Raw genomic sequence first — 13721 nt, 5'->3', positions numbered from 1 at the left:
TTCAGATGACTGACAGGTTCAAAGCCAGATGCATCTGACCGCAGCGCATAAACTCAAGGCGGAGGGAACACGGGCAGAGGAGGAAAGCGTCCCACGCCATGGACGGCGTGGGCCGAGCGTCCATGGATGGTTTAAGCGACTTTCCGATCTGCCCGTGTTCCTGAGGTAGATCTCAATCTGATCGCTAAGCATTCGCACTCTTATCAGTTGAGCAGGCTTCAGGGAGCATACGCCTTTCGCAAAGACGCAAAAGATGCCATCCCTGGCATGCTCAGCGCGGCCCATCCCTGGCCCGCGATGCTTTGCTACAGGCGTATGCTCCCTTCGCTTCACGTCTGGCAAACGCATCAGGTACTTACATGGCGCTTCAGAACGCCTGAGTAATCCAAATCATTTTTGTCGCCTTCCAAAAAGTTCCAGTAAACCTCATCTTCCGCGCGTTCCACTTACTGACAATAATTATCCCTGCTTTCCCGCTGACAGGCCTTATCCCATAAGCGATGCGATCATAATTCGCGACACATTCTTCTTATGACCGAAAGCGGCAACATGCTGATTTCTTATGCTTCTTTACCAGCATATTCCGCTGGATGAACGTCATAACGCACGGTGAATCGTTCAGTTATTCAACATTTACCGGTAAAAGTTTTAAGTTTTTTAGCGGTGAGAATCACTAGCGATAGAGCAGGCTTCCAGCACAATGCACGGAATTCAGGTCAGCTCTGCTGTGCATTGTATGGCATTTGGACAGAAACGGTTTTTATTACCGTTGCATGCGATTCCTCACACTCTGTGTAAATAAGTAACCGTTGTATTGACGTTCTTTGCAACTGTTGACAAATTGATGCGTCAATAAATGCGCAGTTACGGAATTTTCTGAATGCATAACCTGCATCAGAAAAAACAAAAAATCGTAGCGCGCGTTAACCACCTGTTCGGTGGTACGCCTGAACCGCATAAAAAAATCAGAGGTCAGGCAATACACACAACATCACATCACAATGGAGCAAACGCATGATCAACTCCCTGGCTAAATCCGGGATGCTGAAGGTCGGTCTGAGCCTGATTGCTATGACTGTCGCCGCCGGTGTTCAGGCAAAAACCCTCGTTTACTGTTCAGAAGGTTCTCCGGAAGGCTTCAACCCGCAGTTGTTCACCTCGGGCACCACCTACGATGCCAGCTCACGTCAGATCTACAACCGTCTGGTTGAGTTCACCATCGGCACCACCGAACTGCACGCTGCACTGGCAGAGAAGTGGGATGTCAGCGAAGACGGTAAAACTTACACCTTCCACCTGCGCAAAGGCGTGAAGTGGCAGACCACCAAAGATTTCAAACCGACGCGTGACTTCAACGCGGATGATGTGGTGTTCACCTTTGAGCGCCAGCTGGATAAAAACAACGCTTATCACGGCGTCTCCGGCGGCAGCTACGAATATTTCGAAGGCATGGATATGCCTAAGCTGATCAGCAAAATTGAGAAAGTGGACGACAACACCGTTCGCTTCGTGCTGACCCGCCCTGAATCGCCGTTCCTCGCCGACCTCGGCATGGATTTCGCCTCGATTCTGTCGAAAGAGTACGCAGACAACATGCTGAAAGCGGGCACCCCGCAAAACGTCGACCTGAACCCGGTCGGTACCGGTCCGTTCCAGCTGCTGCAGTACCAGAAAGATTCGCGCATCCTTTACAAAGCTAACCCGGATTACTGGGGCACCAAGCCAAAAATCGATCGCTTAGTCTTCTCCATTACCCCGGATGCTTCAGTGCGTTACGCCAAACTGCAGAAGGGCGAATGTCAGGTCATGCCTTATCCAAATCCGGCTGACATCGCGCGTATGAAGCAGGACAAGAACATCAACCTGTATGAGCAGGCGGGCCTGAACGTCGGCTATCTGTCATACAACGTTGAGAAAAAACCGCTGGATAACCTGAAAGTACGTCAGGCACTGACCATGGCGGTCAACAAAAAGGCGATTATCGACGCCGTTTATCAGGGTGCAGGTCAGCCTGCTAAAAACCTGATCCCACCAACAATGTGGGGCTATAACGACGCGGTGAAAGACTACGCATACGATCCTGAGAAAGCCAAAGCACTGCTGAAAGAAGCGGGCATGGCAGACGGTTTCTCGATCGACCTGTGGGCAATGCCGGTTCAGCGTCCTTACAACCCGAACGCACGCCGCATGGCTGAAATGATTCAGAGTGACTGGGCGAAGATTGGCGTCAAAGCCAAAATCGTCACCTACGAGTGGGGCGAATATCTGAAGCGCGCCAAAGCGGGCGAGCACCAGACCGTCATGATGGGCTGGACCGGCGACAATGGGGATCCGGATAACTTCCTGGCCACCCTGTTCAGCTGTTCAGCGGCTAAAGATGGCTCTAACTACTCGCGCTGGTGCGATAAGTCCTTCGAGGACCAGATCCAGCCCGCTCGTGCGACTGCCGATCAGGCGAAGCGCATCGAGTACTACAAACAGGCACAGGTTGTGATGCATGACCAGGTACCGGCGCTGATGATCGCGCACTCAACGGTATACGAACCGGTCAGCAAGAAAGTCTCCGGGTACAAAGTCGATCCGCTCGGCGGACACTACTTTGCTCAGGTAGACATTAAAGAATAATTGTCGCCTTTTCCGGGGCGGCTGCGCGTCGCCCCGGCTTTATCTCCCTGTTTTACTGGAAACGGTAGAGGCGCAGCCAGTCTGCGTCGCGGTCGGGCCTACCCGATCGTCAGATGTAAGCAATAACAACCCTCGCGGCGACGGTCGCGCGGACAAGAGAGAACCCGGATTATGCTGCAGTTCATACTCCGACGTCTGGGCCTTGTTATCCCAACGTTTATCGGCATTACATTACTCACCTTCGCGTTTGTTCACATGATCCCCGGCGATCCGGTGCTGATCATGGCGGGCGAGCGTGGTATTTCACCTGAACGTCATGCACAGTTAATGGCCCTGTTAGGGCTGGATCAGCCGCTGTGGAAACAGTACCTGCACTACATTAACGGCGTATTACATGGCGACCTGGGCATTTCACTTAAAAGCCGCATCCCGGTCTGGGATGAGTTTGTTCCGCGCTTCAAAGCGACGCTGGAACTCGGTATCTGCGCCATGATATTTGCCGTGGCCATTGGCATCCCGGTAGGGGTTCTGGCGGCGGTGAAGCGCGGTTCGATTTTCGATCACACCGCTGTGGGAATCTCACTGACCGGCTACTCCATGCCGATCTTCTGGTGGGGCATCATGCTGATCATGCTGGTTTCGGTTCAGTTCAACCTGACACCCGTTTCCGGGCGGGTCGGCGACACCGTCTTCCTGGATGACAGCATGCCACTGACCGGCTTTATGCTCATCGACACCTTCTTCTGGGGTGAGCCGGGCGACTTCCACGATGCGGTCATGCATATGATTCTGCCAGCCATCGTGCTCGGCACCATTCCGCTGGCGGTGATTGTGCGTATGACGCGGTCGGCGATGCTTGAAGTACTGGGTGAAGATTACATCCGTACGGCGCGCGCTAAAGGCCTGACGCGGATGCGTGTGATCGTGGTGCATGCGCTGCGAAACGCCATGCTGCCGGTGGTCACGGTAATTGGTCTGCAGGTCGGCACGTTGCTGGCCGGGGCGATTCTTACCGAAACCATCTTCTCATGGCCGGGTCTGGGTCGCTGGCTGATTGAAGCGTTGCAGCGCCGTGACTATCCGGTGGTGCAGGGCGGCGTGCTGCTGACCGCAGTACTGATCATCGTGGTCAACCTGCTGGTTGATCTGCTGTATGGCGTGGTTAACCCGCGCATACGTCACAAGAAATAAGGGGGCATCATGTCTGTTGTTGATCCCGGCAGCGTTACCGTTGCACCCACGCCGATGACCCCGTTCCAGGAATTCTGGCACTACTTTAAACGTAACAAAGGCGCCGTTGTGGGCCTGGTCTACATCATCATTGTATTGCTGTGCGCTATCTTTGCCGATGTGCTGGCCCCGCATGCACCTGCTGAGCAGTTCCGCGATGCGCTGCTGCATCCGCCGGTCTGGCAGGAAGGCGGCAACTGGAGCTACATCCTGGGCACCGACGACGTGGGCCGCGATGTGCTGTCGCGTCTGATGTACGGTGCGCGCCTGTCACTGCTGGTGGGCTGTCTGGTCGTGGTGCTGTCACTGATTTTCGGCGTGATATTTGGCCTGCTGGCCGGTTATCTCGGCGGCGTGGTCGATGCCATCATCATGCGAGTGGTCGATATCATGCTGGCGCTGCCAAGTCTGCTGCTGGCGCTGGTGCTGGTCGCCATCTTTGGCCCCTCAATCGTCAACGCCTCCATCGCGCTGACCTTTGTGGCACTGCCGCACTATATCCGTCTGACCCGCGCGGCGGTGCTGGTCGAAGTGAACCGCGACTATGTGACCGCGTCCGGCGTGGCCGGTGCGGGTATGCTGCGCCAGATGTTCGTGAATATTCTGCCTAACTGCCTTGCACCGCTTATCGTGCAGGCGTCATTAGGTTTCTCCAACGCCATTCTCGATATGGCGGCGTTGGGCTTTCTCGGTATGGGTGCGCAACCGCCAACGCCGGAGTGGGGCACCATGCTCTCCGACGTTCTGCAGTATGCGCAAAGTGCCTGGTGGGTAGTGACCTTCCCTGGATTGGTCATTCTGCTTACCGTGCTGGCATTTAACCTGATGGGCGATGGTTTGCGTGATGCCCTCGACCCGAAACTCAAGCAGTAAAGAGGCACCGAGATGGCGTTATTAAATGTAGATAAACTATCGGTGCATTTCGGCGACGATAAAGCACCGTTCCGTGCGGTTGACCGCATCAGTTATCAGGTAGAGCAGGGCCAGGTTGTGGGTATCGTGGGCGAGTCTGGCTCCGGTAAATCAGTCAGTTCGCTGGCAATCATGGGGCTGATCGATTTCCCCGGCAAAGTGATGGCTGAGAAGCTGGAGTTCAACCAGCGCGACCTGCAACACATCTCCGAACGCGAGCGCCGCCAGCTGGTGGGTGCAGAAGTGGCGATGATTTTTCAGGACCCGATGACCAGCCTGAATCCCTGCTACACCGTGGGTTTCCAGATTATGGAAGCGATCAAGGTGCATCAGGGCGGCAATAAACGCACGCGGCGTCAGCGGGCAATCGACCTGCTGAATCAGGTCGGTATTCCCGATCCTGCGTCACGTCTCGATGTCTATCCGCACCAGCTATCGGGCGGCATGAGCCAGCGTGTGATGATTGCGATGGCGATCGCCTGCCGGCCAAAGCTGCTCATCGCCGATGAGCCGACAACAGCGCTCGACGTGACTATCCAGGCACAGATCATCGAACTGCTGCTGGAGTTACAGCGGCAGGAGAACATGGCGCTGATTCTGATTACGCACGATCTGGCGTTAGTGGCAGAAGCGGCTCACCACATTATCGTGATGTATGCCGGTCAGGTGGTGGAGAGCGGCAAAGCGACCGATATTTTCAAAGCGCCGCGCCATCCCTATACGCAGGCGCTGCTGCGCGCGCTGCCGGAGTTTGCGGCGGATAAAGCGCGTCTGGCCTCGCTGCCGGGCGTCGTGCCGGGTAAGTATGATCGCCCGGTTGGCTGTCTGCTGAATCCACGCTGCCCTTATGCGACTGACCTTTGTCGTCAGGAAGAACCTGAACTGCGCACCATTCCAGGACGCCAGTCCAAGTGTCACTATCCGCTGGACGATGCCGGGAGACCCACTTATGAGTCATGAAATTAAGAAAGATCAGTTTCTGTTACAGGCGATTGATCTGAAGAAGCACTACCCGGTGAAGAAGGGACTGTTTGGTCAGGAGCGTCTGGTCAAGGCACTTGATGGCGTCTCTTTTAATCTGGAACGCGGTAAAACGCTGGCAGTGGTTGGCGAGTCAGGCTGTGGTAAATCCACGCTTGGCCGACTGCTGACCATGATTGAAACCCCGACCGAAGGGCAGCTCTACTGGCACGGTCAGGATCTGCTGAAACACGATCCTCAGGCGCAGAAGCTGCGTCGTCAGAAAATCCAGATCGTGTTCCAGAATCCGTATGGCTCACTCAATCCGCGTAAAAAAGTGAGCCAGATTCTGGAAGAGCCGTTGGTGATCAATACCACGCTTACCAAAGCGGAACGTCGCGAGAAGACGCTGGAGATGATGGCGAAAGTCGGCCTGAAAACTGAACATTATGACCGCTATCCACACATGTTCTCCGGTGGACAGCGCCAGCGTATCGCGATTGCGCGCGGGCTGATGCTCGATCCGGACGTGCTGATTGCTGATGAGCCGGTTTCGGCGCTCGACGTGTCGGTGCGTGCTCAGGTGCTGAACCTGATGATGGATCTGCAGCAGGATATGGGTCTCTCATACGTCTTTATCTCGCACGATTTATCCGTGGTAGAACACATAGCCGATGAGGTGATGGTGATGTACCTTGGCCGTTGCGTAGAGAAGGGCAGTAAAGAGGCGATTTTCGCCAATCCGCGCCATCCTTATACCCAGGCTTTACTGTCAGCGACACCGCGTCTTAATCCTGACGACCGTCGTGAGCGTATTAAGCTGACCGGCGAGCTGCCAAGCCCGCTGAATCCGCCTCCAGGCTGTGCCTTTAATGCACGCTGCCATCGGCGTTTCAGCACCTGTGTACAGCTGCAGCCAAAGTTGAAAAACTATGGCGGGCAGGAAATTGCCTGCTTCGCGGTTGATCAGGATGAGAATCAGCCGGTTGGGGTGGCAGAACAGGTCAGCTGAGCAATCACCTGGCACCCAGTCGAAGGCTCCTTTCTGGAGCCTTTTTTTATCTCAATTCAGTGGCAAGCCGCACCACTGGCGGTTCTGCACTCATATTCTGATTATTTCCCCGCTATTTCCTTTACCACTTTTAACCTGTTTTTTTCTGGTGATATTTTCAGCGGAAAAAGATAAATGCCATCAATCCCTCATGGCAGCCATCGGCTTTTTGCTGCACCTGAAATGGCCTTATCGCTGTTAAATACGCTGTTGGGTATGAGTCATTCTGGCTGGGCCATTCGTTGCCACAGCGGCTATTTCCGAAAAAATTTTAAAAAAAAGCCAAACAATTTAACTTAAATTTAACTTATTAATTATCAGGGGTTATGCGCTGAGAATGGCTTTTAGTCGGCAGGGTTTAATCTTTATGATTAAACTATTTTATTGAATTTGCTCTTTTTGTAATCAGGTTTTTCTGACTGGCATTCAAGGGATGTGTTATATTCCAGGAAAATTCCCACCTTGTTGCAGGCCACGGTCAATGAAGAATAATTACGATGATTTGCAGCGTTTTAAAGAGAAAACGCAAACGCTCGACATCGACTTTAAAGATATGTCTGGCCAGACGCAGGAAGCGGCGGAACACAGTAAATGGGCATTGATTCGTCAGCTGGCGAAAGAAGAACAGCAGACACCATTGGGTAGCGGTCAGCGTATCGACCTGCCTCAGCCTCAGCCGCTGCGCGGTGATGAGTTCACTGCTCCTCCGCCTGAGGCACCGGCACGACCAGCCATGCTAAGTGCTCAACCGACAATGACCGTTCACAGTTCGATTCTCGATAGTCTGACAGGCAGCAACCTGCCAGCAGCCAGTATGACTGAACGTGGCCCTTCGTCACTGTTTCCGCCACCGCCGCCAGTAAAAGTGGCTGAGCCTGCAGCTGTATCGCGTGCTGAGCCAGCCCGTAATGCTACGGCGGCGGCGCGTCAGCCTGTTGTCACGCCCGCTGCACCCGATGCTGAGCCGGGACGGTTTGGCCCGCTGTTCCGCTCGCGCGATGTGACTTTGCCGAAAGAAACCTTACTCAAACCGTTACTGGAGAAGATTGCGTTATGCCGTTAGTTTGTGTGTGCTCGCCGAAGGGAGGCGTGGGAAAAACGACGCTGGCGGCGAATCTGGCCTGGAGTCTGGCACGTTCCGGTAGCAAAGTTCTGGCGATTGATTTTGATGTGCAGAATGCATTGCGTCTGCACTTTGGTGTGCCGCTTCATGATGGCCGTGGATTTGTGGCGCGCTCAGAAGAGCAGGCGGACTGGAGCCAGTCAATCCTTACCACCGGCGGCAATATCTTTGTCCTGCCTTATGGCGACGTGACGGAGACACAGCGCGAGCGGTTCGAAGAGAACCTGATGAAAGATCCTCACTTTATTAAGCGCGGTCTGGATACGGTGCTGAACTATCCCGGTCTGGTTATTGTGGCTGATTTTCCGCCTGGTCCCGGTCCTGCCCTTAAAGCAATGACGGCGCTGGCCGATATGCATTTAGTGGTGATGTTAGCGGATACCGCGTCAGTGTCGTTATTACCGCAGATTGAAGAGAACCGGATGACCGGTAAACCGCTCAATAATAAGCAGGGTCACTATTTTATTCTGAACCAGTGCGACAACCGCCGGAATATTAATCGTGATGTCACCGCGTTTATGCAGCAGCGTCTGGGCGAGAATTTACTGGGCGTGGTTCACCGCGATGAAAGTGTAGGTGAAGCGAATGCTTCCCAGCAGTCTGTTTACGATTTTAGCCCGGCTTCGGCAGCGGCATTTGATATTGAACTGATCGCGAAACGTGTCAGCAGCATTTTAAATATCACCGTGGGTAATGGCGAAGTTCAGGCTCCCATCCGCACAAACCACTATTAGCCGGCTTCTGCAGTCGACTAACTAACACAGCTCTTCTCAGGGTGAATCATGAGTAAAATCGGGTTTTACCTGCTGCTGCTGGTGCTTGCACCCGTTGCCGCGGTGATCATCATTACGCCAATGGACAGCCAGAAACAGTATATTTTTGGTCTGATCAGCATTGGCATGATGTTTTTATTGGGTTTCAGCAAGAGCCGCAAAATAACTGTGGTGATGGTGATTCTCTCTGCCTTGATGTCCAGCCGCTATATCTGGTGGCGCACTACTGAGACGCTGCACTTTAATTCTGAAGTTGAGGCTATCTTAGGGATTGGCTTATATCTGGCGGAGCTTTACGTCTGGCTTATCTTAATTCTCGGCTTCCTGCAAACCACCTGGCCCTTAAAACGCACGATTGAACCTTTGCCAGACGATACCAGTCTGTGGCCGACGGTTGATATTTATGTGCCTTCCTATAATGAAAGTCTGGATGTGGTGCGCGACACCGTACTGGCAGCACAATGTATCGACTACCCGCGTGACAAACTCAACGTTTATTTACTCGATGATGGCAAACGCAGCGAGTTTGCGCGCTTTGCGGCGGATGTCGGGGTAGGGTACATCACCCGCGATGACAACAAACATGCCAAAGCCGGTAACCTCAACCATGCGATGAAAATCACCAAAGGTGAGCTGATTTGCATTTTTGACTGCGACCACGTGGCGACCCGTACCTTTCTGCAGGCAACGGTGGGACCGTTCCTGAAAGATCCGAAGCTGGCGCTGCTGCAGACACCGCACTATTTCTATTCTCCCGATCCCTTTGAGCGTAACCTGCGTGCCGCGCGCAGCATTCCAAACGAAGGTTCGCTGTTTTATGGCCCGGTTCAGCAGGGTAATGACAACTGGAACGCCACCTTCTTCTGTGGCTCCTGTGCGGTGATTCGTCGTTCAGCGCTGGAAGAGATTGGCGGCTTTGCTGTTGAAACTGTCACTGAAGATGCGCATACCGCCCTGAAAATGCAGCGCCTGGGCTGGGGTTCCGCCTTTCTGGCCATTCCGCTGGCTGCCGGTCTGGCAACCGAGCGTCTGGGCCTGCATATCATTCAGCGTACCCGCTGGGCACGCGGCATGACGCAGATTTTCCGCGTCGATAACCCGCTGTTTGGCCGTGGCCTGAAGTGGCAGCAACGTCTTTGCTATCTCAACGCCATGCTGCACTTCCAGTTTGGTCTGCCACGCGTTGCCTTCCTGACTGCACCGCTGGCCTACCTGCTGTTTAACCTGAATATTATTCATTCCTCGGCGTCGCTGATTTTTGCCTACGTGCTGCCGCATCTGGTGATGTCGCTCTACGTAAACTCCCGCATGAATGGCCGTTTCCGTTACACCTTCTGGGGTGAGATTTATGAGACGGTAATGTGCTTCCATCTGGTGATCCCGACCATCCTGACCCTGCTGTCGCCAAAACATGGGAAGTTCAACGTCACCGATAAAGGCGGCGTGCTGGATCAGGGCTTCTTCGATTTCCATATTGTGCGTCCGCACGTGATTGTGGCGCTGCTGCTCACCATCGGTATTGTGGCGGGTGTGGTGCGTGCCGTGATGCATGACTACTTTGGCGTCGATCCTTACGTCATCGCACTCAACGTCGGCTGGGCAATTTTCAGCCTGATTATTCTGATGGCGGCGATTGCCGTGGCGCGCGAAACCAAACAGGTGCGTAAAACCATTCGTGTGGAAGTGCAAATCCCGGCGATTATTCACTACGCCAGCGGCATTTCATCGCGCACCCAGACCAGTAACCTTTCGATGGGGGGTGCGCAGCTTGATGCACCCGATGGACGTCATGAGACGGATGAGATTGAAGAAATTGATCTCATGCTGAAATCTGGCGCCATCACCATTCCGGTCAGTAAGATTTCTGGCGATGATGAGAGTATCCGGCTGCGCTTTGAGGCGATGCCGCTGTCGCGCCGTCGCGAGCTGGTTCGTGTGGTGCTGGCGCGTGCAGATGCCTGGATTCAGCCCGAGTATAAGCAGGACAACCCGCTGATTTCTCTGGGTACCATTATCCGTACTGTATTTGAGCTGTTCTGGCTGACCTGGAAGGGCCGCCATGATAAACGTAAAAATGTCGATCCGGTGGCTGCGGCGGCGAAAGAGGATGGCGTGGCATGAAGATCCTGACGCAAACTTTGCTGGCCAGTTCACTGACCGCAGCGTTATGGCTGACGCCCGCTGGCGCGGAAACGCTGGCTGCGGGTGATAACAGCAGTGCCGCGCCGGTAAACAGTCCGGCCCCGACGCCTTCTGATGCCGTTTCTGCTTCGCAGCCAGCCGATGCAGCAGCCAGTGCGCCGGTAAACAGTTCAGCGCCGACACCGCCTGATGCCGTTTCTGCTTCGCAGCCAGCTGATGCAGCGGTCAGTGCATCAGTGACAAATCAGGCGCTGGCCAGCGATGCCGCGTCTGCGGCACCGATGAATAATAGTGCCACGCCGGCTGCCGGTACAGCCCAGGTGACGGCCCCGGTCAGTGGTGGCGAGTCTGCAACGCAGTCAGTGCCATCAGCGGCCCCGGTTACCCAGGCCACAGAATCGGCTCCGGCTTCTGCGCCACAGAGTGCCGCACCAAATGCTATGCCGGTATCAGCGGCCTCCGCTTATGCACCGGTTGCGGAGGCAACGTCAGCGCCTCAGTCATCAGCGACCGGTGAGGCCGCAGCTTCTGCCCCCGCGCCGGCCGCCGCGTCAGTGTCCAGCACCGGTTCCGTGACACAGGACAGCAGCGCGCTGTCCACGGTGCCGTTGCCGCAGGGCCTGAGCAACGCAGATCCCGCGCTGGAAGCGGCTGCCAGTGCGCTGCCCTACGCGCCAGGCCAGACGACTGCGCCAGTTGCAGAACCCCAGCCGCCGATTGCGGCGGCTATCAATCAGCCGATCAGCAGCACGATCTCAGTCGCTCAGATGGGCCAGTCACGTGGCATTACGCTGACCGGCGGCCAGTTACAGTCGGGCATCACTTTTACCCTGCCCAGCGATGAAGTCATTACAAATGCACGACTGAATCTGACGCTGCGCTTCTCTGCCGCTCTGGCCGCTCGCAATACGTCGCTGCAGCTGATGCTGAATGGTCAGCCGCTTGGTACGCTGCCGCTGGGTGCCACTGACAGCGACGTCAGTGACTATGAGCTGGATGTTCCCGCGGCGATGGTGGTGTCGAGCAACAACCTGAGTTTTAAAATTAACGATGCGGACAAACTGCTGTGTGAGAAAGAGAGCGCGCAGCAGTACCAGGTCACCATTCTGCCGAAGACCTCGCTGCACCTTGAGGGGCAGCAGCTTAATATCGGTACCAGTCTGCGCAATTTTCCGCGTCCCTTCCTGGATCCTCAGCGGATGACGGCATCCACTATCGCAATGGGCTTTGCCAGTAACCTCACACCCGATGCGGTCAGCGCGGCAGCACTGGTGGCTTCCTGGCTCGGTATTCAGAGTGATTATCGTGGCATCCGCTTCCCGGTAGTACGCGGCGAACTGCCGGAAAACAACGGTATCCTGTTTGGTCATCCTGGCGATCGGATCGGTACCCTGACGTTCCCGGCCAGTAACGGCCCGATGTTGCAGGTGGTGGATAATCCCAACAACCCGGTTTACAAATTGCTGCTGGTGAGTGGCAACAATGAGGAGCAGTTGCGCCAGGCAGCGAACCGGTTGACGACGCAGCCATTCGCGACCGATGAGAGTCAACTGCAGGTTCCTGTTCAGCCCCTTGGTAATCGTAAGCCTTACGATGCACCGCGCTGGATCAACACCGACCGACCGGTACGTCTGAGCGAACTGCTGCGTAAGGATCAGAGTCTGACCAGCAGTGGCATCTGGCATGATGCGCTGCGCGTTAACTTCCGCGCCGCACCTGACCTGTTCCTGTGGGATGGAAAAACGGTGCCGGTCAATCTGCACTATCGCTTCCCGTCGGAAAGCTGGATTGATGAGGACAACTCGTTTCTTAATGTCATGCTCAACGGTACGTTCCTGCGCAACCTGACGGTGAATAAAGTCGGGCTGCTGGAAAACGTCTGGCATCGTTTAGGCGGTGACGCGCGTCAGGAGCAGTATCAGCTGAATCTCGAACCCTATCTGATTTATGGCGACAACCAGCTTGCGCTCTACTTCAATATCAAACCGCGAGCCGATGCGCCCTGCGGTGTACTCCTGAACAACAACATTAAGAGCCGGATTGAAGAGGACTCATGGATCGATCTGAGTCATACCCGTCACTTCAGCATGCTGCCAAACCTCTCTTATTTTGTGGGTGCCTCGTTCCCGTTCTCGCGGCTGGCCGATTTTGGCCAGACCACGCTGCTGCTGCCGGAAACCCCCAGCAATGCCGAACTGTCGACCTTGCTGGATCTTGCGGCGCGTGCCGGTAACGCTACGGGTGTGGCACTGACGCAGAATCAGGTGCTTTTTGGTCTGCCCAACGGCGGCACCAACATGGCGCGCTTACAACAGAGCGATCTGCTGGCGGTCAGTACGACCGGCAACAGCGCCTTTAATCAGGCGATGCTGGCAGCATCACCGTATGACGCCACAAGCAACACCTTTGGTGTGAAAGAGCCCAGTACGCTGGAAAAATTACGCGGCTGGCTGACCGGTGACTGGAGTCTTCAGCAGCTGGATGCCGACCGTTATTTCTCCTCCAATGAGGCGTGGCGAGGCTTCCTCAGCTACCGATCGCCGTGGAATCGCGATCGGCTGGTGGTGATGACGGTGGCAACCAGCGACGATCAGCTGCTGCGACTGCATAACGATTTGAGTTCGGCGCAGATTAACGCCGGAATTCGGGGCGATACCGCGATTATTACCGATGAAAACGGTATTCGCAGTTTCCGCGTCGGGGCGCAGTTCCCCAGCGGCGAAATGCCCTGGTACATGATGGTGGTGTGGTATGCCAACCAGCACTCGGTGCTGCTGGCGCTGGCGGCGATGCTGATCTCTGCGCTGGTGGGCAGTGCGGCCTGGGTGATGCTGAAGCGTCATGCGTGGCGGCGTCTGAACCCAAAGCAAGTTCGTGATTCCGGCAGGAAGTAAGGATAATAATA

9 protein-coding genes are annotated in these 13721 nt (G+C 55.1%); all 9 read left to right on the top strand.

Annotation, left to right across the window (positions count from 1 at the left end; all coding sequences use genetic code 11):
- Positions 1-1014 precede the first annotated feature (1014 nt).
- The 9 genes from dppA (at position 1015) to bcsB (ending at position 13710) form a co-directional block, all read left to right on the top strand.
- Positions 1015-2625 carry a dipeptide ABC transporter periplasmic-binding protein DppA gene (dppA, locus tag P2R09_RS07795; protein WP_275768590.1) on the top strand — a complete coding sequence of 537 codons (1611 nt, stop codon included), beginning with the start codon at positions 1015-1017 and terminating at the stop codon, positions 2623-2625.
- A 171-nt stretch (positions 2626-2796) separates the two neighbouring features.
- A complete protein-coding gene (dppB, locus tag P2R09_RS07790) occupies positions 2797-3816 on the top strand; it encodes a dipeptide ABC transporter permease DppB (RefSeq protein WP_003852000.1) in 1020 nt (339 codons plus the stop codon).
- Positions 3817-3825: 9 nt separating this feature from the next.
- Positions 3826-4728: a dipeptide ABC transporter permease DppC gene (gene dppC, locus P2R09_RS07785; protein WP_003851999.1), complete on the top strand. Its 903-nt coding sequence runs from the start codon at positions 3826-3828 to the stop codon at positions 4726-4728.
- Positions 4729-4740: 12 nt separating this feature from the next.
- On the top strand, positions 4741-5727 hold the full coding sequence (gene dppD / locus P2R09_RS07780; RefSeq protein WP_003851998.1) for a dipeptide ABC transporter ATP-binding protein: 987 nt from the start codon (positions 4741-4743) through the stop codon (positions 5725-5727).
- Complete coding sequence (gene dppF / locus P2R09_RS07775; RefSeq protein WP_275768586.1) at positions 5717-6739, top strand: dipeptide ABC transporter ATP-binding subunit DppF; 1023 nt, start codon at positions 5717-5719, stop codon at positions 6737-6739. Before dppD ends, dppF begins: the two co-directional genes overlap by 11 nt.
- Before the next feature lie 520 nt (positions 6740-7259).
- Positions 7260-7841 carry a cellulose biosynthesis protein BcsO gene (bcsO, locus tag P2R09_RS07770; protein ID WP_275768584.1) on the top strand — a complete coding sequence of 194 codons (582 nt, stop codon included), beginning with the start codon at positions 7260-7262 and terminating at the stop codon, positions 7839-7841.
- A complete protein-coding gene (gene bcsQ / locus P2R09_RS07765) occupies positions 7832-8635 on the top strand; it encodes a cellulose biosynthesis protein BcsQ (protein ID WP_275768582.1) in 804 nt (267 codons plus the stop codon). Before bcsO ends, bcsQ begins: the two co-directional genes overlap by 10 nt.
- Before the next feature lie 48 nt (positions 8636-8683).
- The gene (gene bcsA, locus P2R09_RS07760; protein ID WP_275768580.1) at positions 8684-10795 is read left to right on the top strand and encodes a UDP-forming cellulose synthase catalytic subunit; all 2112 of its coding nucleotides are present in this window, start codon (positions 8684-8686) and stop codon (positions 10793-10795) included.
- Positions 10792-13710, top strand: coding sequence for a cellulose biosynthesis cyclic di-GMP-binding regulatory protein BcsB (bcsB, locus tag P2R09_RS07755; RefSeq protein WP_275768578.1), 2919 nt, complete (start codon positions 10792-10794; stop codon positions 13708-13710). Before bcsA ends, bcsB begins: the two co-directional genes overlap by 4 nt.
- The last annotated feature ends 11 nt before the right edge of the window (positions 13711-13721 follow it).

This window comes from Pantoea sp. Cr_R13 (assembly GCF_029222565.1).
Lineage (GTDB): Bacteria > Pseudomonadota > Gammaproteobacteria > Enterobacterales > Enterobacteriaceae > Pantoea > Pantoea eucalypti.
The sequence above is the reverse complement of the archived record's forward strand: the minus strand, read 5'-3'. Positions and strand labels throughout refer to the sequence as shown.